This is a genomic window from Acidovorax sp. M14, from assembly GCF_049331375.1.
Classification (GTDB): Bacteria; Pseudomonadota; Gammaproteobacteria; order Burkholderiales; family Burkholderiaceae_C; genus Acidovorax.
On sequence record NZ_CP186263.1, the window covers coordinates 3207509 to 3231459 of the forward strand.

Consider the following 23951-nt stretch of genomic DNA (forward strand, 5'->3'; position numbering starts at 1 on the left):
ACAGGCCCTGCGAGCCCCTGTGAGCTCCGCAGGCAATCCACACACCGGCCTACAGCCGGGCCGCCAGCCGCGCCGCCTGGTCGATGGCGCGTTTGGCGTCCAGCTCGCCAGCCTCCAGCGCACCGCCGATGAGGTGGGGCTTGCGGCCCCGGGCCTCCAGGTCCTGCGCCAGGCTGCGCAAGGGCACCTGGCCCGCGCACAGCACCACGGTGTCGCAGCGAATCCAGGTCGGGTCTTCGCGCTTCTCGCCATACGACACCAGCAGCCCTTCGTCGGCAATGCGCTCGTAGTTCACGCCACCCACCATCTCCACCGCTTTCATCTTCAGCATGGTGCGGTGGATCCAGCCCGTGGTCTTGCCGAGGCCGTTGCCCAGCTTGCCCTTCTTGCGCTGCAGCAGCGTCACCTGCCGTGCAGGGGGCGTCACACGCGGGCCGCTGGCGGCCAGACCTCCGCGCGCTTCGGCCGGGTCGGTGATACCCCACTCCGCCTTCCAGGCGGGCAAATCGAGCGTGGTGGAAGGGTGGTCGCCATGCGTGAGGAATTCGGCTACGTCAAAGCCAATACCGCCTGCGCCGATGATGGCCACGCGCTCGCCGACCGGCTTGCCGTGGCGCAACACGTCGATGTAGCTCAGCACCTTGGGGTGGTCCTGGCCGGGGATCTTCGGGTCGCGCGGCTCTACGCCGGTCGCGACTATGACCTCGTCAAAGCCCGCCAGGTCGGCGGCTGCGACCTTGCGGTTCAGGTGCAGCAACACGCCTGTGTCTTCCACGCGCGTGGCCAGGTAACGCAGCATTTCATGGAACTCTTCCTTGCCCGGAATCACCTTGGCCATGTTGAGCTGGCCGCCGATGGCGGGTGCAGCGTCGAACAGGTGCACCTCATGCCCACGCTCGGCCGCCACCGTGGCGGCCGTCAGGCCTGCGGGCCCGGCGCCGACCACGGCCACGCGCTTGCGCGATGCAACGGGGCGATAGACCAGCTCGGTCTCATGGCAGGCGCGCGGGTTGACCAGGCAACTGCTGGTCTTGTTCTGGAACACATGGTCCAGGCAGGCCTGGTTGCAGGCGATGCAGGTGTTGATGCGGTCGGCCCGGCCCTGCGCAGCCTTCTTCACAAAGGCCGCATCGGCTAGCAGCGGCCGCGCCATGGACACCATGTCGGCGCAGCCATCGGCCAGCACCTGCTCGGCCACCTCGGGCGTGTTGATGCGGTTGGACGTGACCAGCGGCGTGGTGATGCCAGCCGCCGCGAACTCGGCCTTCATCTTCTGCGTGACCCAGGCAAACGCTGCGCGCGGCACGCTGGTGGCAATGGTGGGCACCCGCGCCTCGTGCCAGCCGATGCCGGTGTTGACGATGTTGGCGCCGCCTGTGGCCACGGCCTTGCCCAGGGTCACGATCTCGTCCCAGGCGCTGCCGCCGGGCACCAGGTCGATCATCGACAGGCGGTAGATGATGATGAAGTCCTTACCAACGGCCTCGCGCATGCGGCCGATGATCTCCACCGGCAGGCGCATGCGGTGGCTGTAGTCGCCGCCCCATTCATCGCGCCGCAGGTTGGTGGCCTGCGACAGAAACTGGTTGATGAAGTAGCCCTCGGAGCCCATCACCTCCACGCCGTCGTACCCTGCCTCGCGCGCCTTCATGGCGCAATTGACGAACGCGCGAATCTGGCGCTCCACACCGCGCGCTGACAGCGCGAACGGCGTGAACGGCGAGATGGGCGACTGCAGCCGCGACGGCGCCACCGCCAGCGGGTGGTAGGCATAGCGGCCCGTGTGCAGAATCTGCAAGGCAATCTTGCCGCCCGCTGCGTGCACAGCCTCGGTCACCACACGGTGGCGCTTGGCCGCGCCGGACGTTGCCAGCGTGCCCGCAAACGGCTTGGCCCAGCCCGCGATATTCGGTGCGAAGCCACCCGTCACGATCAAGCCCACGTCACCCTCAGCCCGCTCGCGAAAGTACGCTGCCATGCGCGAGAGGTCGCGCCCATCCTCCAGCCCCGTGTGCATGGAGCCCATGAGCACGCGGTTCTTGAGGGTGGTGAACCCCAAGTCGAGGGGGGCGAGCAGGTGCGGGTACAAGGCGGCGCCGGGCATGGAGGCAGCGGCTGCAGGGGCGGCAGGAGCGGCAGGAGCGGCCATTGGAGGAGAGGAATGCATGGGAGGGTCGTTGACTAGAAGTATTTTCTAGAACTTTATTCTAGAATCCCATTCCATGGCAAGCCGCAATTCCCCGCCCCCCACTTCATCCCCTGCCGAAGCCCCTACCGACCGCCGCCAGGACATCCTGAACGCCGCCCTAGCGTGCGCGGCCGAAGGCGGCGTGGATGCGGTCACCATCGACGGCGTGCGCGCGCGCTGCGGGGCCAGCGTAGGCAGCATTTATCACCACTTTGGCAACCGCGACGGCATCGTGGCGGCGTTGTTCTTCGAGATCTATCACGACCAGTCGCGCAGCGTGCAGGCGCAGCTGGATGCCGCCCAGGGCGTGGAGGCGGGCGTACAGGCCTTGGTCACGGGCTATCTCGACTGGGTGGTCTCACAGCCCGAGCGGGCGCGTTTTCTGTTTCAGGCGCGGGGCGCCGTGGCCGCTGGCCCCCGCACGCCAGACCTGGCCGAGGCCGCGCGGCGCCGTAACCAGGCGCTGGTGGCCTGGTTCGAGCCGCACCGCCGATCCGGCGCGCTGCGCGACCTGCCGTGCGAGCTGATGCCATCGCTGGTGATGGGGCCGGTGCAGAGCTATTGCAGGGCCTGGCTGTCGGGCAACGCTGCCCAGGGCGGCCTGCCGTCACCCACCACCTACCGCACAGAACTGGCGGACGCAGCCTGGCGTTCCGTGAAAGCCTAGATCTCTAGATCAGTAATGCGGCGGCAGTTCGTCGCGCAGGTTACGCGGGCCGTTCGAGCCGCCTTCGGGCGCCTGCTGGCGCAGCTGGATGACCTCGTGCGTCAACCGGTTGATCAGTTGCTGCTGCTGGTAGATGGTCATGTTCAGCTGGTCCAGCAGGTCTTCGGTAAAGCTGGCCTTGATCTCCAGGCTTTCTAGACGCTGGAGGATGCTGGTGAGATCGTTGGCGTCGGACATGGAGGCGTCAGATCGCCTGGCCCAGGCGCGCTACGCCTTCGCGGATCTTGTCCACATCGGCAGTCGCGAACGACAGGCGGAAGGTGGCGTGGTCGGGGTTGGCGCAGAAGAACGGCGTGCCGGGCACAAAGGCCACGCCCTTCTCGATGGCGCGCTTGGCCAGCACATTGCCGTCGGCCACCTTGCCGCTCGCACCCGTGAGGCGCGCCCACACAAACAGGCCGCCCTGGGGCTGCACAAACTCGATGGCATCGCCCAGCTCCTTGCGCAGCGCATCGCCCATGGCCTGGGCGCGCTCGGCATACACCTTGCGCACATGGGCCAGCGTGCCGGGCATGCGGCCAGCCTTGAGGTACTGCGCCGCCGTGGCCTGCGCAAAGGTGCTGGTGTGTGCGTCGCTGAACTGCTTGCACATGGTGGCTTTGCCCAACAGTTCAGCCGGGGCAATCATCCAGCCCACGCGCAGGCCAGGCGACAGCACCTTGCTCAAGCTGCCGCAGTGCACCAGCAGATCGCGGCTGCCGGGCACGGTGGCCGACAGGTTGAGCAGGCTGGGAGGAGGCGCATCGCCAAAGTACAGATCGCCATAAGGGTCGTCCTCGACGATCAGCGTGTTGTGCTTCACCGCCATCTCGAGCACGGCCTTACGGCGCTCCAGGCTCAGCATGGCGCCGCTGGGGTTGCCGAAGGTGGGGATCAGGTAGACGAACTTGGGCTTGTGCTCGGCGATGAGCTTTTCCAGCTCGTCGGTCTTCACGCCGTTGCCGTCGATGGGCGCGCTGATGAGTTCGGCGCCGTACAGACGAAAGCACTGGATGGTGGCCAGGAACGTGGGGCCTTCCACGATCACCTTGTCGCCGGGGCTGATGAGCGTCTTGCCCAGCAGGTCCAGCGCCTGCTGGCTGCCGGTGGTGACGATGAGGTGGTCGGCCGCGACATCCTTGGCGCCCTTGCTGGTCATGAAGGCGGCCAATTGCTCGCGCAGCGGGTTGTAGCCTTCTGTGGCGCCGTACTGCAGTGCTGCGCCGGGTTCTTCGGCCAGGGCAGCATTGCTGGCGGCGCGAATGCCTTCCACGTCGAACATCGCGCTGTCCGGGAAGCCGCCTGCAAAGCTGATGATGCCGGGCTTGCCCAGCAGCTTGAAAAGCTCGCGGATGGCGGAGGTTTCTACGTTGTTCAGGCGGTCGGCAAATTGCATGGCGTGGACAGAAGTGGTTGGCAACAAACCGTGCATTGTCGCCAATTGCGGCGCAGGATTCATGCGGTGTCCGCCCGAGAGGCTCTAAACTGGGTTTTCCCTCCACCGCCATAGCCCCGCCCGCCATGACCCTGCCCATCCGCACCCTGCCCCGCATGCGCCTTGCTACCATGCGCCACACCGGCGCTTACGGCCACCCGGGCCTGACTGAGTTGTGGGAGCGCTTTGGCGCGTGGTGCGCCGCCAACCGATTGAATGATCCGCGCCCCAAGTTCTACGGCTTCAGCCACGACGACCCCGCCTGCACGCCGCCCGAGCGGTGCCGCTATGACGCAGCGGTGCAAATTGGCGTGGGCCTGCGCACCGGGCCCGATGTGCAGGTGATGGACTACGAAGGCGGCGACTACGCCTGCATGCACTTTGTGGGCACCGGGCCCGAGATCGCCGCCGCCTGGGCCCAGATGGGCGCGCCGGGCCAGATCCCCGAAGGCTGGGAATGGGAGCCTCGCGCCGCGCTGGAGATTTACGAAGAGGACTTTGCGGTGGACCCGGCTACGGGGCGCTTTCCATGCTGGCTGTGTATTCCGGTCCAGCGGGCTCGCTGAAACCTGTCGAGGGGCGCAGACAGGCCGGGTGGCCGGCGCCAGCGCCCGACTTCAATCTACCCTGATATCCGCCCGCGCCGCCACGGCGCGCATCAGCGGCAGCTCGCGCTCAATGCGTGCGCGCAGCGCTTCGCCATTGCCTCCCAGCGGCGTCAGGCCGATGTCCACCATCTTCTTCTTGAACTCCGCCGAGGCCAGGGTCTCGGCCAGGGCCTTTTCCAGCTTCTTCTGCACGGGTGCAGGCAGGCCCGCCGGGCCTACGAAGGCAAACCACGATCCCATGTCAAAGCCGGGGTAGCCGCTTTCGGCCACCGTGGGCACGTTGGGCAGCAGGGCCAGGCGCTGCGGGCTAAGTGCGGCAATCGCCTTGATCTTGCCGGACTTGATGAGCGGCGTGGACGCCACCACGGTGTCCACCGCCAGTTGCACCTGCCCACCCATCAGCGCCGTGAGACTGGGCGAGCTGCCGTTGAAAGGCACGTGCATCATCGGAAAACCTGCAGTGGTCTTGAGCATCTCGGCGCCAAAGTGCACCGACGAGCCCGTGCCGTAGGAGCCATACGAAAACTTGTCCGGCGCAGCCTTGGCCTGGGCCACGATGTCCTTCAGTGACTGGCCCGGGGTGTCGTTGTGGGCCACCAGTAGCAACCCCATGTCGGCCACCAGGGCCAGGGGCGTGAAGCTCTTGATGGGGTCGTACGGCAGGTTGGTGCGGATGGCCGGGTTCATGGTGAGCGTGGTGTTGGACCCGAGCAGCAGCGTGTACCCGTCAGCGGGCGCCTTGGCCACCATGGACGCCGCCACCACGGTGCCCGCGCCGGGCCGGTTCTCGACCACCATGGGCTGCCCCAGGCGCTCCCCCATGGCTGTGGCCAGCAAGCGTCCAAGGATGTCGGTGGCTCCGCCTGGGGCAAAAGGCACGACCAGCTTGATGGGTCGGTCGGGGTAAGTCTGTGCCTGCGCCAGGCCGGGCGCGCCCAGCACCAGGGCGCTGAGCAGAAGACTCGATACAAAGCGGGAACGCAGCATGGTGAAGCTCTCCAGAAAGCACGTTGACAAAAGCGGGGGGTAGCGGGGGTTCACGGTGGGAGACGGAATGGCGAGCGGCCAGACCCCGATCAATCCAGCAAGGGACTGCGCTGGCGCGCATACCCGCTGGCCTGGTCGTAGGCGTGGCCGATCTGCAATACGGCGGCGTCAGACTGCGCTGGGCCGATGATCTGCAGACCCGCAGGCAGGCCGCCGGGGCCGAAGCCTGCGGGGGCCGCCAGCGCGGGCAGCCCGGCCATGGTGGCGGGCACCACAGCCTCCATCCAGCGGTGGTAGGTGTCCATGGTGCGGCCGCCGACTTCGTGCGGCCAGTCCAGATCGGCATCGAAAGGAAAGACCTGCGCAGCGGGCAGCACCAAAAAATCGAATTGCTCGAACAGGCCGCGTAGCACCTGGTACCACGCGCTGCGCACGCGGGCCGCGTCGTACACCTGCAAGGCAGTCAGGCGCATGCCGCGCTCGATCTCCCAGACCGCCTCGGGCTTGAGCAGCGCATGGGTCGCCGGGTTGCGGTACAGGGCCGCATTGGCGCCCGCCACGCTGAAGCTGCGCAGGTCGATCCAGGCGTTCCACAGCTGCTTCAGGTCGAACGCGGGCACCACCGACTCCACCGTGCAGCCCACGGTGCGAAAGTGCTCCAACGCCTGCTCGCAGGTGGCCAGCACGCCGGGCTCGGTGGGCAGGTGGCCACCCAGGTCATCCAGCCAGCCGATGCGAGCCCCGCGCCAGTCGCGCTCCAGCGGCTGGCCCAGCAGCGCCACGTCCTCGTGCCGGCGCGTGAGCGGCAGGCGCGCATCAAAACCCGCCTGCACCGACAGCAGCAGCGCCAGGTCCGGGATGTTGCGCGCCATGGGCCCGGCCACGCTGAACTGCTGGAAGAACACTTCCTCCGTCGGCCCATGCGGCACCAGGCCGAACGAGGTGCGCAGCCCATAGACGTTGTTGAAGGCCGCTGGCGTGCGCAGCGATCCCATCATGTCCGAGCCATCCGCCACGGGCAGCATGTGCAGTGCGACGGCCACGGCCGCCCCGCCGCTGCTGCCACCTGCCGATACGGCCGGGTTGTGGGCATTGCGCGTGGTGCCGTACACCGGGTTGTAGGTGTGGCCGCCCAGACCGAACTCCGGCGAGTTGCTGCGACCGATGAACAGCGCGCCGCCTGCGCGCATGCGCTCGAACACCACCGCATCGGTGGCCGAGACCTGCCCGGCAAAGATGGGCGACCCGCGCGTGGTGACCATGCCCGCAGCGGGCATGATGTCCTTGGGCGCCTGCGGAAAACCGTGCAGCGGACCCAGACTCTCGCCGCGCGCCAGTTGCGCATCGCGCTCCCCCGCCTGCGCGCGCAGGACGTTGCGGTCCACCATTGCCACCAGCGCGTTCACCACGGGGTTGAGCCGGTCCACCTGGGCGAGGTAGGCGTCCAGCACCTCGGTGCAGGAGACCTCCCGCGCGTAGATGGCGCGCGACAGGCTGGTGGCCGTATGGTCCACGATGTGGCTGGGGGTGTCGCCCGAGTTGGTACTGCTTGCAGAAGGCATAGGGGCTGGTGAATGTGTCATTTGCAAGTCAGCATAAGCAGCCCGCTGCGTTTCGACAATCAACGATTTCTGGGGTTATCTTTGCGTTTTATGCAATCCACACCCCGAAAGGCCGCCCATGCTCTCCAGCCGCTTGCAGGACACCGCGCTGCGTTACTTTCTGGAGGTGGTGCGCAGCGGCTCGGTCAGCGAGGCCGCCACGCGCCTCAATGTGTCGCCCTCGGCCGTAAGCCGCCAGGTGGCTGCGTTGGAAGACCTGCTGGGCGTGCCGCTGTTTGACCGGCGCCCGCGCGGCATGGCGCCCAGCGCAGCGGGCGAACTGCTGGCCGCCCATGCGCGGCGCGGCGCGCTGGAGGCCGACCGCGTGGTCTCCGACATCCAGGCGCTGCAGGGCCTGCGCACGGGGCTGGTCCGCATTTGCAGCTCGGCGGGTTTTGCCATCGAGTTTTTGCCGCGCGTGATGGCGCAGTTCCGCCAGCAGTACCCCGGCATCCAGTTCCACCTGCGCGTGGCCAGCCCGGCAGCCGTGACTGTGGCGGTGCTCAATGGCGATGCGGACATTGGACTGACCTACAGCCGCTCGGCCGAGCGGGACATCGTGGTGCAGCACCGCCAGGCCGCACCCGTCATCGCCATCATGCGGCCCGACCACGCACTGGCGCGCGCCCACTCCGTCACGCTGGCGCAGATGCACGCCCACCCCATCGCCCTGCCCGAGCGCGACAACACCGTGCGCCAGCTGTTCGACATTGGCTGCAGCCAGCGGGGCCTGGTTTTCGAGCCCGCTCTGGTGTGTAACCATTTCGAGACGCTGATGCACTTTGTGCTGCATGGCGGCGGCCTGTCCATCTCGGGCGAGGTGACGGTGCGCGACCGGGTGCAGCGCGGCGAGCTGCACGCCGCCCAGATCCGCGAGCCCGGCATGAGCGCCCGCGCTGCCGAGCTGCAGACCCTGAGCGGCCGCACCCTGCCCGCTGCCGTGCGCATGTTCCTGGAGTTTTTGCAGGCGCAGCTGCGGGACAATGCGCCACCGGCCACGCCCGCCAAAAAAAGCAAGCCCTCCGCCCCACCCCGCCAACGATGATGATGAAAACCGCCCAGATCGAGCCCTTCTTCGCCACCCTCAAGGCGGCCAACCCCATGCCCAATACGGAGCTGGAATACACCACGCCGTTCGAGCTGCTGGCCGCGGTGCTGCTGTCGGCCCAGGCCACCGATGTGGGCGTGAACAAGGCCACGCGCAAGCTGTTCCCTGTGGCGGGCACGCCCCAGGCTATCTTGGACCTGGGGTTGGAGGGGCTGGAGGGCTACATCAAGACCATCGGCCTGTACCGCACCAAGGCCAAGAACCTGATGGAGACCTGCCGCATCCTTGTAGAGCAGCACGGCAGCCAGGTGCCCCGCACGCGCGAAGCGCTGGAGGCCCTGCCCGGCGTGGGCCGCAAGACGGCCAATGTGGTGCTGAACGTGGCCTTTGGCCAGCCCACGATGGCGGTGGACACGCACATTTTTCGTGTGAGCAACCGCACGGGCTTGGCACCGGGCAAGAACCCGCTGGCAGTGGAGCTGCAGCTGATGAAGCGCGTGCCCGCCGCCTATGCGGTGGATTCGCACCATTGGCTCATCCTGCTGGGCCGCTATGTGTGCCAGGCGCGCAAGCCGCGCTGCTGGGAATGTGTGGTGAGCGAGTATTGCGACTACCGGCCGAAAACGCTGGCACCCTGAACGTGCACAACGCGCAGAATGCACTGCGCCTCAAAATTAATAGCAGCTGAGGCACATTGCTCTTGCGCATCCAGCCAAGAACACTCGACAACTGCGCTCTGGAAGAGATTCCGAGCCCTTGCGCAACCGCCAGCCCGCTAGGCCGGGTCAGGCCACGCAGGGGGTTCCCAGAGCCGCCATCTCCCGAGACACCCCCACCCAGGCCACATCAAACCCCGCCACCTTGCGCTCCGGTGGCACGGGGTGCGCGCGCAGCGCCCAGGTGGCACCGGCGACCACGCTGTCGATCACGGGCACGGACACCTGCGGCTGCACGGCAGCAGCCATGCCTGCCAGCCCGGCGCCGCCTAGGATGACGGCCTGCACGCCCATTTGGCGCACCACATCTCGGCATGCCTGGGCCAGCAAGGCACGGGCTGCTTCGGGGTCAGCCGCCAGTTGCGCGCCGGTGGGGGCCACGGTGTGGATGCCTGCCAGTGCGTGGGCGTGGCCCAGCGCCTGGGCCAGGCGCTGCAGCATGGGGCCCCAGCGCTCACCGCCGGTGACGATGGCAAAGCGGCCGTGGCGCGCGGCCTCGATGAATGACGCTTCGGCCAGGCCGGTGACGGGCACGGGGCTGCTCTCGCGCAGCGCCATCAGCCCGGGGTCGCCAAAGCAGCCGATCAGCACCGCGTCGGGCGGGGTCTGCGGCTGTGCGATCTCATGCGCCCACACATCGAGCGCGGCGTGGGCTGCCACGGCATAGCTCGCCTCGCACGCGATGTACGGTGCGCCGAAGCGGGCCGTGGCCGTGCGCACCGCCACATGCGAGCCCACAGCCCCCTGCACATGCCGCTGTAGCAAGGCACTGACATGGGCTGACATGTTGGGGTTGATGACGAGCAGTTGGCGCATGGAGGAAGGATGTGAAAAGCGAGTCAGGCCCCGCCCAGCAACCGCGCCAGATCGGGCGCCTCTGCCGCAGGCGGCGTGAACTCCAGCTGCGATTCGATGCGCGCCAGGTGCGCCAGCATCAGCCGCGGCGCTTCGCGTGCATCGCGCAGGCGGATGGCATCGATCAGCGCCCGGTGCTCGCGGCAGCCGCAGGCCGTGGCCTCTTCGCGGGTTTGGGCATGGCTGGGGCTGTAGGTCATCAGGATGAGCGAGGTGCGCGAGACCAGCTCGCGCAGGATGCGCCCCAGCGTTTGGTGCCCTGCGGCCTGCGCAATGTGCAGATGAAAGTCGCCCGAGAGGCGGATGGCGCGGCGCATGTCGCCGTTGGCGCGGGCGGCCTCTTCGTCGTCGATGCAGGTGCGCAGCGCGGCGATGTCGGCGTCTGTGGCGTTGGCGATGAACAGCTCGACCAGGCGCGGCTCCAGCAGGCGGCGGGCCTCGAACACCTCCAGCGCCTCTTGCGGCGTGGGCTGGGCGATGGATGCGCCCCGGTTGGGCGTGAGGGTGACCACCTGTTCGTTGGCCAGCCGCACCAGCACAGGGCGCACACGGGTACGTGAGACCCCGAAGGCCGCCGCCAGCTTGTCTTCGACCAGCTTGGTGCCCGGTGGCAGGCGGTGGTCCAGGATGGCCGAGACCATGCGGTCGTACATGTCGTTATCGCTGAGCTGGCCGGTCGTGTCGGGCTGCACGGGCGGTTCGGTGACCGCAGCGCGCGCGCGCCGGGGCTTGGGGAGGGTGGTCGTCATAAGGGTGCCGTTTTACCCCGAACGGCCCTTGCGCCTGCGGCCCAGTGCCCACACCAGCAGCAGCGTCACGCCCATCACGGCAAACGACACCACGGTGGTGACCGTGCCCAGCGCGTAGATGGACGGCGTGGTCACAGTGCTGGTCAGCCCTTGCAGCTCCAGCGGCAAGGTGTTTACATCGCCAATGGCCTGGGAGGTGCGGGCAATCTCGTCCCAGCTCAGCGTGAAGCCGAACATGCCGATGCCCACGACCGACGGCGCAATCAGCGGCAGCACCACGTGGGCAAAGCCTTGCCACGGTGTGGCCCCGAGGTCGCGCGCGGCTTCTTCGTACGCAGGGTTGAAGCGATTGAACACCGCAAACATGATGAGCAGACCAAACGGCAGCGTCCAGGTCAGGTGCGCGCCCAGAGCCGAGGTGAACAGGCCGAGCGAGGTGCCGTAGCCCTCCAGCACACTCTCCATGCCCAGCCATTCGAGGGCGGCCTTGATGCCGTTGTCGATGAGCCGGAACTCCAGCCCGATGCCCAGCGACACGATGATGGACGGCATGATGAGACTAGCCACCACGATGAAGAACAGTGTGTTGCCCCCCGCCAGCCGCTTACGAAACGCCAGCCCGGCCAGCACCGACAGCACCACCGTGCACAGCATCACCGCCACACCCAGACCCAGCGAGCGCCACAGCGCCGCGCCAATGTCCACCACGCCCAGCCCTTCGGCCAGTTTGGCAAACCAGTGCAGCGACACACCGCGCATCGGAAAGGTGAGCCCCCCTTCCGGCCCCTGAAAACTCAGGATAAAGATCACCAACATCGGCCCGTACATGAACAGCACGAACAGCGCAAAGACAATGGCCAGGGGCCAGAAGCTGGCGGGGCGGGTTTCGCGGATGCGGGTGGTCATCTCACAGCTCCTTGCGGATATCGACGAGGCGCGTGAGGCCCCAGATGATCATCAGCACCACGGCCAGCAGGATCACGGCATTGGCCGCAGCCAGCGGGAACTGCAGGTACGACGTCTGCACCTGGATGATCTTGCCCACAGACGCGATCTGCTGCCCGCCCATCACGCCGATGGTCACAAAGTCGCCCATCACAATGGTGAGCACGAAGATAGAGCCGATGATGATGCCGGTGCGCGACAGCGGCACGATCACGTTCCACAGCGTTTGCCAGCCACTCGCGCCGCTGTCGCTGGCGGCTTCGATGAGGCTTCGGTCGATGCGCATCATGCTGTTGAAGATGGGAACGATCATGAACATGGTGTACAGGTGCACAAAGGCGAGCACCACAGAGAAGTCGGAGAACAGCAGCCACTCGATGGGCGTCTCGATGAGGTTCATGCCCATCAAGGTCTGGTTGACCAAACCGTTGCGACCCAGCAGCGGCACCCACGAGATCATGCGGATCACGTTGGACGTCCAGAACGGAATGGTGCACAGCACGAACAGCAGCGTCTGCATGCCGGACGAGCGCACATGGAAGGCCAAAAAGTAGGCCACGGTGAAGCCGATCACCAGCGTGATCAGCCACACCAGAAAACTGAACTTGAGTGTGGAGTAATACGTCTTGAGCGTGACGCACAGGCCGTCTGTCGCATCACCACAGCCCGCAAAAATCGACACGTAGTTCTTGAACGTGAACCCGGGCAGCAGCTCATAGTCGTTGAAATCCCAGAAGCTGACCATCACGATCAACGCCAGCGGGACGATGAAGAACAGCGCAAACACCAACGTGAACGGCGCTGCCTGCCACCAGGCGGCAATGCTGCGGCCTGGGACGGCAGCAGCGGGTAAGGATGGTGTGGTGGTCGTGCTCATGGTGTTTGCATTCAGAAATCAACAGCGCCGCACGCTGCCTTCGAAACCGGCGCGGCCAAAGGCCAGTGCCCCCGTGCAAGGGCCGCCCCGCCGCACCGGGGGGCGTCCCCCTCCCGAACCGCGCAGCGGTTCGAGAGAGGGGTGAGGGCGCTCAACGCCTCAGGGGGTGCCTACCTTATGCCGCGACAAACTCGTTCCACTTCTGCACCATGTAGTTGTTCTCATCCATGATCGCGTTCCAGCAGGCAATGCCGCCCATGCGCGACTCATAGCTGCCGCCGTCGCGCACCGCACCAGCCTTGGCCAGCACGTCGCCGTTCGGGCTCTTGATGTCTTGCGTAGCGGGCTTGCCTTCCATCCAGTAGGCCCACTCGTAGGCTTCCATCTTGGCCTTGGCGGTTTCCAGCACGGCGCTGTAGTAGCCCTGGCGGTTCAGGTAGGCGCCGGCCCAGCCGTCCAAGAACCAGTTGATGAACTCGTAGGCGCCATCGAGCTTGCGGCCGCTCAGCGTGGTGGGCAGGCCAAAGCCCGCAGCCCAGGCACGGTAGCCTTCTTTGAGCGGCTGGAAGTTGCAGGCGATGCCTTTGGTACGCACGGCGGTGACGGCAGGGCTCCACATCGACTGGATCACCACTTCGCCCGATGCCATCAGGTTCACCGACTCATTGAAGTCCTTCCACAGTGCGCGGAACTGGCCCTGCTTCTTGGCTTCGATCAGGGTCTTGATCGTGAGATCAATCTCCTTCTTGGTCATGTTGCCCTTGTCGGGGTACTTGTAGATGCCCATGGCCTCGACCACCATGGCGGCGTCCATGATGCCAATGGAGGGAATGTTCAGGATGGCGGCCTTGCCCTTGAATTCGGCGTTCAGCAGCTCGGCCCAGGAGTTGATGGGGCGCTTGATCAGATCGGGGCGGATGCCCAGCGTGTCGGCGTTGTACACGGTAGGGATGAGGCTCATGAACTGCGTAGGCGCGGTCGCAAACTTCTTGGACTTTTCGCCTTCCAGGTAGATCACCTTCTTGGGCGCGGTGCCCTGGTCGCCCACGGCCTTGCCTGCCACCATGCCGGTGGTGAACAGCGTGGTGATCTTGTCGGCGTTCTTGATGCGCTTGGTGTCAATGCCCTTGAGGTTGCCCGTGGGAACGATCTTCTTGAGCGAGAAGTATTCGGTGTCGATCAGGTCAAAGCTGTTGGGCGCCGTGACGGCGCGCTTGGTCACGTCGTCCGTGGTCACGGCTACGTACTGGATCTCGATGCCGGTGTCGGCCTTAAATTTTTCGGCAATCGCCTTGTCCTGGTTCACCGCCGTGCCCAGGTAGCGCAGCACGATCTTTTCCTGTGCATGCACGGCCGGGAACATGCCAGCGGCCAAGATGCCCGCCGTGCCCTTGAGCAGCGAGCGGCGAGCCACACCAGTGGCTTCACGGACAACGCCAGCGGCATCGGAGACAACAGCAGGGGAATCAGCACGGGAAGCATCGGACATGGGAAAACTCCTTGGGTTGCGGAAGGGGACGGGTGAAAAAGAGGAGGCGTGGCAACGCGGTCAGGCAGCCAAAGCCATTGCGGGAGTGGGAGCGAACAACGGGTGCGCCTGGTCGGGCGTCCAGTGCAATTGCACGCCCTGCCCCACTCGGTAGGGCTGCGCGGCAAAGAGGGCTTCTGACACCATGACCGAATAGGCCGCCGTGGCGTTGGCCGACAAGGCCACGCCCTGCTTTTGCAGGCCCACCAGCACGTAGGTGCCCTGGTACTCCACATCGGTCACCACGGCCAGCATGCGCTGGGCGCCCCAAGGCAGCTCGGCCTGTGCGGGGGCGATCTGCAGGTGGTCGGTGCGCACTCCCACCTTGCCTTCGGGCGTGTCAATCACGTTGTGGCCACCCATGAAGCGCGCCACGAATTCGCTGGCGGGCCGGTTATAGACCTCGTGCGGGCTGCCCACCTGCTCGATCACGCCGTGGTTCATCACCACCATGGTGTCTGCCAGGGCCATGGCCTCTTCCTGGCTGTGGGTCACATGGATAAAGGTCAGGCCCAGCTCCTTTTGCCAGCGGCGCAGTTCGGCACGCATCTGGATGCGCAGGAAGGGGTCGAGGGCGGACAGTGGCTCATCCAGCAGCAGCACGCGCGGCTGCGTGATGAGAGCCCGTGTCAGCGCCACGCGCTGCTGCTGCCCGCCTGAGAGTTCTGCCGGTTTGCGTTCGGCCAGATGGCCCAGGGCCACGCGCTCCAGCAGGTCGCGCGCCTTGGCCTGGCGCTCGGCCTTGGCCACGCCTTTCATCTTGAGACTGAAGGCCACGTTATCGAGCGCCGAGAGGTGCGGGAACAGCGCAAAGCTCTGGAACATCATGGCCGTGCCGCGCGCGGCGGCGGGCAGGTCGGTGATGTTGCGGTTCTCCAGCAGGATGTCGCCGCTGGTCACCGACTCGTGCCCCGCAATCATGCGCAAGGTGGTGCTCTTGCCGCAGCCCGAGGGCCCCAGCAAGCAGCAATAGCTGCCGCTGGCAATGCGCAGGTTGATGGCATCCACGGCAGGCTTGCCGCTGGCATAGCGCTTGGTGAGCGCGATGATTTCGATGGCGGCGGGGGTAGGCGCTGGGTGGGTGCTATGCATGGGGTATGCCCTACGCAAAGCCCATGCCAACTTTGTACACAATGTTTTATGCACTTTGCATACAAAATGCACCAACACGGCGCAGATTGCTGCCCCATACCGATTCACAGCCGTGCTGGCCCCTGCCCCACCCCGGGCAAACCATGCACCGAAACAGAGCTGGGCCTTCCAAGTGCGTGGCTATACTGGCTTCGCATCTGAAACAATTTCTTACGTCAGCGCACTCATCCCCCCTTCTCCTGCCTGCCGCATGACGAACCTCGACCCGCGCTCCATGATCGCCTTGGCGGGCTTCATGTCTGCAGTCATGGCCATGGTGCTGCTGTTCATGCGGCGGCACTACCCGCCCAGCATTCGCGGTGTGGGGGGCTGGGCGGCGGCGCCGCTGCTATGGCTGCTGTCCACCGTGCTGTTTGGCGCGCGCGGCGCCATCCCTGACTGGCTGGGCCTGGTGCTGGCCAACCAGCTGCTGGTGCTGGGCTCGGTCACCTACTACATGGGCACGCGACAGTTCATGGGCCAGCCCGCCACCTGGCGCACCTGGAACTGGGTGATGGCGGGCACAACGGTCGTGTTTGCCTGGCTGACCTACGGGTGGCCCAACTATGCGGTGCGGGTGGGGTTTTTCACCGTGGTGATGGGCGTGTTGTACGCCGCGCAACTGCGCTTCATGCTGCGCCACGGCGGGCGCAACTTCCCGGTACGGCTGGTTGAGGTGATGCTGGGCCTGCACATGCTGGTGCTGGGCGTCAGGCTGGTTTCGATACTGGCTGGGCACGCAGGCAACGACCTGATGGAGCCATCGCTGTTCCAGACCCTATACATCGGCGCCTATGCGCTCACCGTGCTCATGCTGTCCATTGGCGCGGTGCTGATGGCCACCGACCGCCTGCGCACCGAGCTGGAACACCTGGCCACCTACGATTCGCTGACCCAGACCCTCAACCGCCGAGCCTTGCTGCAGCGCTGCGAGGACGAGCTGGAGCGCGCGCAGCGCTACGGCAACGGGCCGTCCATCATGATGGTGGACCTGGACAACTTCAAGGCGGTGAATGACACACGCGGCCACCAGCATGGCGATGCCGTGCTGGTGCACTTTGCCGAGTGCACCCGCCAGGTGCTGCGCCGCGCCGACCGCCTGGGCCGCTATGGGGGTGAGGAATTTATGGTGCTGCTGCCGGGAGCCGACGCCCAGGCCGCCCTGGGCGTGGCCCAGCGCATCCACGCCACGCTGGCCACGGGCCACCCGCTGGACTGCGAGGTGAGCATCGGGCTGACCAGCTGGACCGGACCACAAGAAACCCTGGACGCCATGCTCTCCCGCGCCGACGCCGCGCTGTACCGCGCCAAAGAAGAAGGCCGCAACCGCACTGTGGTGGGCTGAAACCTCTTCCAGTACGGCGACTCAGGCCGTCTGCGTGGCCACACCGGCCGATTCAAAACTTGCCATCTCGCGCAGCACGGCACAGGCCGACTGCAGCAGGGGCCAGGCCAGCGCCGCGCCCGAGCCCTCGCCCAAGCGCAAGCCCAGGTCCAGCAGAGGCTCGGCCTGCATCTGCGCCAGCATCAGGCTATGGCCCCGTTCGCCCGAGCGATGGGCAAACACACAGCGCTGCAGCACCTGCGGCGCGATGCGGCTGGCCACCAGCACGGCTGCGCTGGTGATGAAGCCGTCCACCACAATCACGCGCCGCTCGGCCGCTGCCTGCAGCACAGCGCCCACCAGCGTGGCCACCTCGTAGCCGCCCAAGGCGGCCAGAGCATCCAACGGACTGGTGGCGCCCGCATTGGCGTCCAGCGCCTGCTGCAGCACCGCACGCTTGCGTTCGATGCCTGCAGCATCCAGCCCGGTGCCCGCGCCCGTCACCTCGGCCAGCGGCAACCCCGCCAGGCGCGCCAGCAGCAGCGATGCCACCGAGGTGTTGGCAATGCCCATCTCGCCCAGCAGCAAGGCGTTGCCCGGCAGCCCACGCACCACCTCCACCCCGTTGGCCAGCGCCTGGGCACATTGCTCGGCGCTCATGGCCGGACCGACAGAGGCGTCTTGCGTACCCGGTGCCACCTTGCGCAGCAACAAGCGGGGCTGGCCGGGCGCTGCATCGCGCGCAGCAATGGGCTTGGCCACGCCGCAGTCCACCACCGTGAGGCCCAGGCCATGCTGGCGGGCCAGCACGCTCACTGCCGCGCCACCCGCCAGAAAGTTCTCAACCATCTGCCAGGTCACATCGCTGGGGAAGGCCGACACCCCCCGCGCGGCCAGGCCATGGTCGCCCGCGCACACCAGCATCTGGGGGGCGTGCAGCACAGGGGATTCGGTGCCCAGGATCACACCCAGGCGCAGCGCCAGGCGTTCCAGCAGGCCCAGCGAGCCCAGGGGCTTGGTCTTGTGGTCAATTACGTGCTGCAGGCGGTTGGCCAACGCGGCATCATGCAAGTCAGCAACGGATGGAAGTACGAAAGGTAAGGTCATGGTGATGGAAAACACAAAGAACGACGTGCACAAAGCGGCACAGCAAGGTTTTGAAAAAGAGGCGCAGGCCTATGCGCGCGGCAGGCCGGACTACCCGGCGGCGCTGTCGGCCTGGCTGGCACAGGCCTTGGGCTTGGGCCCCGGCCGCGAGGTGGCCGATGTGGGTGCGGGTACTGGCAAGTTCACCGCACTGCTTGCGACCACCGGGGCCACGGTGGTGGGGGTGGAGCCCGTGGACGCCATGCGCGCCAAGATCGATGCACTGCAACTGCCCACGGTGCGCGCCATGGCGGGCACGGCTCAGGCCATTCCGCTGTCGGCAGCCACGCTGGATGCCGTGGTCTGTGCGCAGGCCTTCCACTGGTTTGCCACCCGCGACGCCCTGGACGAATTCCACCGCGTGCTGCGCCCGGGCGGCAAGCTCGGCTTGGTATGGAACGTTCGCGATGAGTCGGTGGACTGGGTGGCCGAGCTCACCTCCATCATCACGCCCTACGAGGGCGATGCCCCGCGCTTCTACAAGGGCGACTGGCGCAAGCCCTTTCCGCACCCCGGCTTCAGCCCATTGGTCGAGACTCGGCTGACCCACGAGCATGTGGGGCCACCCCAGCAGGTCATCGTGGACCGCTTCATGTCGATCAGCTTCATTGCAGCCCTGCCCGACGCCGAGCGCGCCGCAGTGCGCGCGCAGATCGAGGCCTTGATAGAGCGGCACCCCGCACTGCGCGGGCAAGACACCGTGCGCTTTCCGTACACCACCCTCGCCTGCCATTGCGAACGACTGTGAGGCGTTGAGACGCACGGTGGCCGGGTCCCTACCGCGCCACCAGCGCATCCAGCACGCCCGGTGTGAAGCTGCTGCCCAGGAAGCCTGCAAGGCCGTCAAACACGCTGTCCAGCGTGGGCACCTGCGCGCCAAACAGCGCGTGCAGCACCGCAGCGTCCTCGAACAGGCCGTGCAGGTACACGCCCAGCACATTGCCCGCCGGGTTCTGCCATGCGATGCCGGGGATGACCTCGCGCGCCACATCGCCCTTGGCGGCCATGGCCGGGTGCTGGGCCGTCTGGCCGTGGTGGATTTCGTAGCCCGTGGCGGACACACCCGCCAGCGCAGTCCAGGCCCCCAACACTGCACCAAACTGCGCCTGGGTGCGTTGCACAGTCTTGGCAACCTCAAAGGTGGTGACCAGCGGCAGCAGGCCCAGGCCCGGCGCATTGCCGTCGATGCCTGCGGTGTCGATCAACGCCTCGCCCAGCATCTGCAGGCCGCCACACACGCCCAGCACCGTGCCGCCCTGCCCCGCGTGATGGGCAATGGCCTGGTCCAGCCCTTGCGCGCGCAGCCAGGCCAGGTCGGCAGCGGTGGACTTGGAGCCCGGCAGCACCACCCAGTCGCTGGGCTTGAGGCCCGCCAGGTCGGCCGGGCTGCGCGCCCAGAGCAGGCGCACGCCGGGCACGTTCTTGAGCGGCTGGAACTCGTCCAGGTTGCTGATGCGCGGGTAGGCCACCACGGCCACGGTGGTGTGTACGGCGCCTGCGGACAAGGTGCGGTCGTCAAACACGCCGTCTTCTTCGGGCAGCCCGTGGCGCCACTGCATGGGGATGGTGGCCACGGTGGGCACACCGGTCAGCTCTTGCAGCATTTGCGGCGCGGGGGCCAGCAGGCTGGCATCGCCGCGAAACTTGTTGAGCACAAAGCCGTGGATGAGCGCGCGTTCCTCCTCGGGCAGCAGCGCCCAGGTGCCGTAGAGGTGGGCAAACGCGCCGCCCCGGTCGATGTCCGTCACCAGCAGGCAGCGCGCATCGGCATGGCGGGCCACGCGCATGTTGACGATGTCGCTGGCGTGCAGGTTGATTTCGGCGGGCGAGCCTGCGCCCTCGATCACGACCACATCGTTTTCGGCGCGCAGTGCATCCAGCGCTGCAGCGATCTGCGGCCACACCTTTTCGCTGCGGCCGCGCCAGGGCATGGCCGTGAGCTCGGCACTCACCTGCCCCATCAGCACGACCTGGCTGTGCGTGTCGGCCTCGGGCTTGAGCAGCAGCGGGTTCATGCGCACCTCAGGCTCGGCGCGGGCCGCGAGGGCCTGGAAATACTGTGCGCTGCCGATTTCGCCCATCACACCCGCAGGGCCCGGCACCACGCGCGCGTTGTTGCTCATGTTCTGCGCCTTGAAAGGCGCGACCTTCAGGCCCTGGTTGCTGTAGTAGCGGCACAGTGCGGTGGTGAGCCAGCTTTTGCCCGCGCCGCTGGTGGTGCCCAGCACCATTACGCAGCGGGCCAATTGGGGAGCAGAGTTTTCAGTCAAGGCAAGGGGCGGACCATGCGGTCCATGATGTGTTCAAGTGCTGCGGCCGCATCGGTGCAGCGGCCGGTGTGCACGGGAGAGGTCTGGATGATGGCGCTGCGCTTGGCGGTGAGCCAGTGAAAGCGCTGGCGATATGGCAGGCGGGCGATGGGGCCACAGCCTTCGTCACCCGCGCAGATGGCCACGATGGCGGACAGGTGGCGGCGCACGGTGTCGATGTCGGCGTGCGGGTCCAAGGCCAGCAGCCGCGCTTCGTCGAGAGCAATGGCGGCCTGCAAAAAACCGGTGCGCTGACACGACAGGATCACGCCCGCGTTGATGAACTCTTCGCGCTCCACGCGCGGCACCACGCGCACTATGGCGTAGTCATACACCTCAGGCGCGTGCATCGACGGCCTCCTTCAACGCACTTACCCAGGTGGCGCGCCCGGCCAGGCGGGCGCAGAAGTAGTCCACATAGGCCTGGCGGTGGGTGGCGGCGGCGGTCAGCAGGCCTTCTTCGTGGTCGGCACCGGCCAGCAACAAGAACTCGTCGGGCACCTCGGCCAAAATGCTGGCCACCACCTCAGGCGTGAGCTGCGCGGCCAGCTCGGCATCCACCTGCGCGAGCAGCGTGGCCCGGGCCAGCAGCACATGGTCGGCAATCGGCGCAAAGGGTTTCGCAGGCTGCACCGCCGTGCCGTTCCACGCATGGTGAAAGGTCAGCGCCGCGCCGTGGTCAATGAGCCAGGGCTGGCGGTGCCACATGAGCAGATTGGTGTTGCGCGCGGTGCGGTCCACATTGCCCACCAGCGCGTCGAACCACACGAGGCGGGAGGCGAAATCGTCCGACACCACATCCACCGCCGGGTCAAAGTTGAGCGCACCCGACAGATAATCCAGCCCCACGTTCAGGCCACCGCTGGCGCGCACCAGGTCCTGGATCTCGGGGTCGGGCTCGGTCTGCGCCAGGGCAGGGTCGAGCTGGGCCAGCACGATCTCGGGCACGGGCAGGCCCAGCGCACGGGCGATGCCGCCCGCGATCATCTCGGCCAGCAGCGCACGCACGCCCTGCCCGGCGCCGCGAAACTTGAGCACGTAGGTGCCCAGGTCGTCGCCTTCGACGATGGCGGGCATGGAGCCACCTTCACGCAGCGGCGTGACGTAACGGTTGACGGTGATGGTTCTCACAAGGTCTCCCCTGAACCGGTTGAAACGCAGCCCGGGATGGTACGACCCGAATTGCCCAAGATGGCCTGCCATGCGGCCCGCAGCGCATCTTGTGCGGCGGGCGCCAACACACCCAGGCGCACGGTGCCAGGCAGGCCGAAGGATGTGGCGTCGCGCAACTTGATGCCACTGGCGCGCAGCGCAGCCAGATCGCTCTGCAACGTGTGGGTAGCGGGCTGCGCGCAGAAATAGTTGGCCAGGCTGCCTGCGTGCACAGCCCAGCCCAGATCGGTGCACAGCATCTGCTGGCGCGCCTTCCAATCGCCCAGAGTGCGCAGGCTGTGCACCAGCCATTGCTGCACGGCGGCCTGCGTCCACGCCTGCAGCAGTGCCACGCCGTGGGCGCCCACAGGCCAGGAAGACGCCAGGGCCGTCAGCCTCAGCGCCTGCTCTTCACAGTCTGGCGGCGCAATCGCATAGGCGGCACGTACACCCGTCAGCCCCAGGGCCTTGTTGGGGGTCCAGAGTTGCCAGCAGGCCGAGGGCATGAGCGGCGACGGCGCGCCAGCCCATGCGCCCTCCGCGCCGAGCCGCAGCGGGACATACGCGCAGTCGAGCACACGCCAGGCAACGTCGGCATCGCTTTGTCGCCAACCGCGCAACGAGGGATCTTCCACACCCAGAGGGCTGGAGGGCTCGCACGCCCATTGCAGGCCCGCTGCGACGCCGCCGCCCCGCAGCACCTCCAGCCCGCGCACCTGCGCGGCCTGGGCGTAGTCGCCATAGCTGTGTGGCGGCACAGCTACCTGCACCGCGCCCTGCTGTGCGGCCAGCGCGGTGATGCGGTGGATGAACTCGCTGGCACTCGCGGCCAGCACGATGCGCCCCGGCACCACGCCATGGAAGGCGCCGAGGGCCTCGCGCAGGGCCGTGTAGGCCGGGTCGGGGTAGCGCGTGGCGTCGGCCGCCTGCACGGCGTGCAGCGCCTCGGGGCATGGCCCGCAGGCGTTGCTGTTGGTCGAGAAATCAAACACCGGAACGCCCGCGGCGTCCGGGCCGCCGTGCAACGGCGTGGGCGCAGAGAAACGACGCGGCGAGCTCATGCATGCGCCCAAGCAAACACCACCAGCACCAGCAACTGCAGGCCCGCCACCACGGGCACCATGGCCAGCACCACCTGCGTGCCCAGGCGTGCAGCGCGCCGCGTATCGAGCGGCCCCGCCCGGCGGCCCTTGCTGTGCAGCGTGTACACCCCGGGCTTGGCCAGGCGCACGTTCAACGCCAGTGCCATGGCCGCCATGGGCCAGCCGCTGTTGGGCGATGGCGTCTTGCGCGCCTGGCGGGCCAGTGCAGCGAACGGCAGTCCCCTGGCGACCACCGCCAGCAACAAGGCGGTGATGCGGGCCGGCACCCACGACAGCACATCGTCCGCCCGCGCCGCCCACTTGCCCGCCCATTGCCAGTAGCGCCCGCTGCGCATGCCGGGGTAGCCCCACATGGCATCGGCCGTATTTGCAAAGCGGTACAGCGCAGCGCCGGGCAGGCCCAGCAGCGCAAACCAGAACAGCGGCGCCACCACCGAGTCGTTGAGGTTCTCGGCCAGCGACTCGATGGCCGACTCGCGCACCTGCACGGCGGTGAGTGCGCTCACGTCCCGGCTCACCAAGCGCGCGAGTTGCGCGCGCCCTGCGGGTAGCGACTGGCCCAGCGCCAGCTCCACCGCCAGCACCTCGTCGTGCAGCATGCGCCAGGCCAGCAAGGGCTTGAGCAAAAACGCCAGCATCACCACGGCCAGCCAAGCCAGCAGCATCAAGGCTGCATGCTGCAGCCACCAGGAAACTATCAAAACAATAGCAGCCAGGGCAATCCACACTAGCGCCCCCAGCCAAAAACGCCGAAAGTCCCGTGCCACAGGCTGTAGCGGGGCCACCCACTCGCCCCCCCGGTGCAAGGCCGAGCCCATCCACACCACCGGATGCCAGCGCGCTGGCGGCTCACCCAGCCACCAGTCGATGGCCAGCGCCAGCAACGGCACGCCCAGGCTCACGGCCGCAGCGGGCCAGGCCCAGGTGGGCATCAGCAGGAAAAGCCAGGGGGTGGACACGAGGGCCGGGCCCTAGTCTTCAATGCCGCGCTGCGCAGGAATGCCTGCCTTGAACGCGTGCTTGACCATCTGCATCTCGGTCACGGTATCGGCCAGTTCGATGATCTCGGGCGGGCAGCGGCGGCCGGTGAGGCACACGTGCACGTCTCGGGGCCGCTCGCGCAGGGTCTGCAGCACGCCATCGAGCGGCAGCCAGCCGTAGATCAGCGGGTAGGTGATCTCGTCCAGCACCACCAGAAAATGCTCGCCCGACAGGATGGCGGCGCGCGCCTTTTCCCAGCCGTCGCGCGCAAGCTGTGCCGAGTGCTCCAGGTCCTTGCTCTTCCAGCTGAAGCCGTCGCCCAGGCCCTCGATGGGCAGGCCGATCTGCTCGAACATGCGGTGCTCGCCAAAGCGCGCGGTGGGCACCTTCATGAACTGGAAAATCTTCACGGCCTTACCCCGGCCATGGGCGCGCAGCGCCAGGCCAAAGGCGGCTGTGCTTTTGCCCTTGCCGTCGCCGGTGTTGACGATGATGAGGCCCCGGCGTTCGCCTTCGGGCTTTTCGTAGCGTTTTTCGGTGGGCGGGGTTTCGATCTGCATGG

General features: G+C 67.0%; 24 protein-coding genes. 6 read left to right on the forward strand and 18 right to left on the reverse strand.

Annotated elements, in window-relative coordinates; translation table 11 throughout:
- Window positions 1-49: 49 nt before the first annotated feature.
- A complete protein-coding gene (locus ACOYR4_RS14960; protein ID WP_422849669.1) occupies window positions 50-2104 on the reverse strand; it encodes an FAD-dependent oxidoreductase in 2055 nt (684 codons plus the stop codon).
- 118 nt (window positions 2105-2222) lie between these two features.
- On the opposite strand from ACOYR4_RS14960, the gene ACOYR4_RS14965 reads away from it, so the two are divergent.
- Window positions 2223-2855: a TetR/AcrR family transcriptional regulator gene (locus ACOYR4_RS14965; protein ID WP_422847149.1), complete on the forward strand. Its 633-nt coding sequence runs from the start codon at window positions 2223-2225 to the stop codon at window positions 2853-2855.
- Between the two features lie 9 nt (window positions 2856-2864).
- Here ACOYR4_RS14965 and ACOYR4_RS14970 read toward each other — a convergent pair whose 3' ends face one another.
- Together ACOYR4_RS14970 and ACOYR4_RS14975 are read right to left on the reverse strand one after the other, a co-directional pair.
- The gene (locus tag ACOYR4_RS14970; RefSeq protein ID WP_422847150.1) at window positions 2865-3092 is read right to left on the reverse strand and encodes a SlyX family protein; all 228 of its coding nucleotides are present in this window, start codon (window positions 3090-3092) and stop codon (window positions 2865-2867) included.
- A gap of 7 nt (window positions 3093-3099) precedes the next feature.
- Window positions 3100-4290, reverse strand: a complete 1191-nt coding sequence (locus tag ACOYR4_RS14975; protein WP_422847151.1) for a PLP-dependent aminotransferase family protein — start codon at window positions 4288-4290, stop codon at window positions 3100-3102.
- 125 nt (window positions 4291-4415) lie between these two features.
- Between ACOYR4_RS14975 and ACOYR4_RS14980 the strand changes: the two genes are divergently transcribed.
- Complete coding sequence (locus ACOYR4_RS14980; RefSeq protein ID WP_422847152.1) at window positions 4416-4895, forward strand: AraC family transcriptional regulator; 480 nt, start codon at window positions 4416-4418, stop codon at window positions 4893-4895.
- 51 nt (window positions 4896-4946) lie between these two features.
- Here the strand turns inward: ACOYR4_RS14980 and ACOYR4_RS14985 are convergent, their stop codons facing one another.
- Both ACOYR4_RS14985 and ACOYR4_RS14990 read right to left on the reverse strand, forming a co-directional pair.
- Complete coding sequence (locus ACOYR4_RS14985; protein ID WP_422847153.1) at window positions 4947-5924, reverse strand: Bug family tripartite tricarboxylate transporter substrate binding protein; 978 nt, start codon at window positions 5922-5924, stop codon at window positions 4947-4949.
- A gap of 89 nt (window positions 5925-6013) precedes the next feature.
- Window positions 6014-7486 carry an amidase gene (locus ACOYR4_RS14990; RefSeq protein ID WP_422847154.1) on the reverse strand — a complete coding sequence of 491 codons (1473 nt, stop codon included), beginning with the start codon at window positions 7484-7486 and terminating at the stop codon, window positions 6014-6016.
- A gap of 118 nt (window positions 7487-7604) precedes the next feature.
- Between ACOYR4_RS14990 and ACOYR4_RS14995 the strand changes: the two genes are divergently transcribed.
- On the forward strand, window positions 7605-8570 hold the full coding sequence (locus ACOYR4_RS14995) for a LysR family transcriptional regulator (protein WP_422847155.1): 966 nt from the start codon (window positions 7605-7607) through the stop codon (window positions 8568-8570).
- 2 nt (window positions 8571-8572) lie between these two features.
- Window positions 8573-9211: an endonuclease III gene (gene nth / locus ACOYR4_RS15000; protein WP_422849670.1), complete on the forward strand. Its 639-nt coding sequence runs from the start codon at window positions 8573-8575 to the stop codon at window positions 9209-9211.
- A gap of 147 nt (window positions 9212-9358) precedes the next feature.
- Here nth and ACOYR4_RS15005 read toward each other — a convergent pair whose 3' ends face one another.
- The 6 genes from ACOYR4_RS15005 to ACOYR4_RS15030 all read right to left on the reverse strand — a co-directional run bounded on the left by ACOYR4_RS15005 (window position 9359) and on the right by ACOYR4_RS15030 (window position 15335).
- Window positions 9359-10105: an aspartate/glutamate racemase family protein gene (locus tag ACOYR4_RS15005; RefSeq protein ID WP_422847156.1), complete on the reverse strand. Its 747-nt coding sequence runs from the start codon at window positions 10103-10105 to the stop codon at window positions 9359-9361.
- A gap of 23 nt (window positions 10106-10128) precedes the next feature.
- Window positions 10129-10893: a GntR family transcriptional regulator gene (locus tag ACOYR4_RS15010; RefSeq protein WP_422847157.1), complete on the reverse strand. Its 765-nt coding sequence runs from the start codon at window positions 10891-10893 to the stop codon at window positions 10129-10131.
- A 12-nt stretch (window positions 10894-10905) separates the two neighbouring features.
- Window positions 10906-11799 (reverse strand): ABC transporter permease, encoded by an 894-nt coding sequence (locus tag ACOYR4_RS15015; protein WP_422847158.1) that lies wholly within the window; start codon window positions 11797-11799, stop codon window positions 10906-10908.
- A 1-nt stretch (window position 11800) separates the two neighbouring features.
- The gene (locus tag ACOYR4_RS15020) at window positions 11801-12715 is read right to left on the reverse strand and encodes an ABC transporter permease (RefSeq protein WP_295941752.1); all 915 of its coding nucleotides are present in this window, start codon (window positions 12713-12715) and stop codon (window positions 11801-11803) included.
- Window positions 12716-12890: 175 nt separating this feature from the next.
- Window positions 12891-14204, reverse strand: a complete 1314-nt coding sequence (locus ACOYR4_RS15025; RefSeq protein WP_422847159.1) for an ABC transporter substrate-binding protein — start codon at window positions 14202-14204, stop codon at window positions 12891-12893.
- A gap of 60 nt (window positions 14205-14264) precedes the next feature.
- Window positions 14265-15335, reverse strand: coding sequence for an ABC transporter ATP-binding protein (locus tag ACOYR4_RS15030; RefSeq protein ID WP_422847160.1), 1071 nt, complete (start codon window positions 15333-15335; stop codon window positions 14265-14267).
- A gap of 250 nt (window positions 15336-15585) precedes the next feature.
- On the opposite strand from ACOYR4_RS15030, the gene ACOYR4_RS15035 reads away from it, so the two are divergent.
- Complete coding sequence (locus tag ACOYR4_RS15035; RefSeq protein ID WP_422847161.1) at window positions 15586-16719, forward strand: GGDEF domain-containing protein; 1134 nt, start codon at window positions 15586-15588, stop codon at window positions 16717-16719.
- Window positions 16720-16740: 21 nt separating this feature from the next.
- Here ACOYR4_RS15035 and cobT read toward each other — a convergent pair whose 3' ends face one another.
- The gene (gene cobT, locus ACOYR4_RS15040; protein ID WP_422847162.1) at window positions 16741-17805 is read right to left on the reverse strand and encodes a nicotinate-nucleotide--dimethylbenzimidazole phosphoribosyltransferase; all 1065 of its coding nucleotides are present in this window, start codon (window positions 17803-17805) and stop codon (window positions 16741-16743) included.
- Here cobT and ACOYR4_RS15045 point away from each other — a divergent pair.
- Window positions 17804-18592 (forward strand): class I SAM-dependent methyltransferase, encoded by a 789-nt coding sequence (locus ACOYR4_RS15045; protein WP_422847163.1) that lies wholly within the window; start codon window positions 17804-17806, stop codon window positions 18590-18592. The genes cobT and ACOYR4_RS15045 overlap by 2 nt on opposite strands.
- Before the next feature lie 28 nt (window positions 18593-18620).
- On the opposite strand, the gene ACOYR4_RS15050 is transcribed toward ACOYR4_RS15045, so the two are convergent.
- The 6 genes from ACOYR4_RS15050 to cobO are packed head-to-tail and all read right to left on the reverse strand — an operon-like array spanning window position 18621 to window position 23949.
- Window positions 18621-20075 carry a cobyric acid synthase gene (locus ACOYR4_RS15050; protein WP_422849671.1) on the reverse strand — a complete coding sequence of 485 codons (1455 nt, stop codon included), beginning with the start codon at window positions 20073-20075 and terminating at the stop codon, window positions 18621-18623.
- 35 nt (window positions 20076-20110) lie between these two features.
- Window positions 20111-20503, reverse strand: a complete 393-nt coding sequence (locus ACOYR4_RS15055) for a DUF3037 domain-containing protein (protein ID WP_422847164.1) — start codon at window positions 20501-20503, stop codon at window positions 20111-20113.
- The gene (locus ACOYR4_RS15060; RefSeq protein ID WP_422847165.1) at window positions 20490-21284 is read right to left on the reverse strand and encodes a HipA family kinase; all 795 of its coding nucleotides are present in this window, start codon (window positions 21282-21284) and stop codon (window positions 20490-20492) included. Before ACOYR4_RS15060 ends, ACOYR4_RS15055 begins: the two co-directional genes overlap by 14 nt.
- Window positions 21281-22366 (reverse strand): aminotransferase class I/II-fold pyridoxal phosphate-dependent enzyme, encoded by a 1086-nt coding sequence (locus tag ACOYR4_RS15065; RefSeq protein ID WP_422847166.1) that lies wholly within the window; start codon window positions 22364-22366, stop codon window positions 21281-21283. Before ACOYR4_RS15065 ends, ACOYR4_RS15060 begins: the two co-directional genes overlap by 4 nt.
- Window positions 22363-23340, reverse strand: coding sequence for an adenosylcobinamide-phosphate synthase CbiB (gene cbiB / locus ACOYR4_RS15070; RefSeq protein ID WP_422849672.1), 978 nt, complete (start codon window positions 23338-23340; stop codon window positions 22363-22365). The genes ACOYR4_RS15065 and cbiB overlap by 4 nt, the downstream gene beginning before the upstream one ends.
- A gap of 39 nt (window positions 23341-23379) precedes the next feature.
- Window positions 23380-23949 carry a cob(I)yrinic acid a,c-diamide adenosyltransferase gene (cobO, locus tag ACOYR4_RS15075; RefSeq protein ID WP_422847167.1) on the reverse strand — a complete coding sequence of 190 codons (570 nt, stop codon included), beginning with the start codon at window positions 23947-23949 and terminating at the stop codon, window positions 23380-23382.
- Between the last annotated feature and the right edge of the window lie 2 nt (window positions 23950-23951).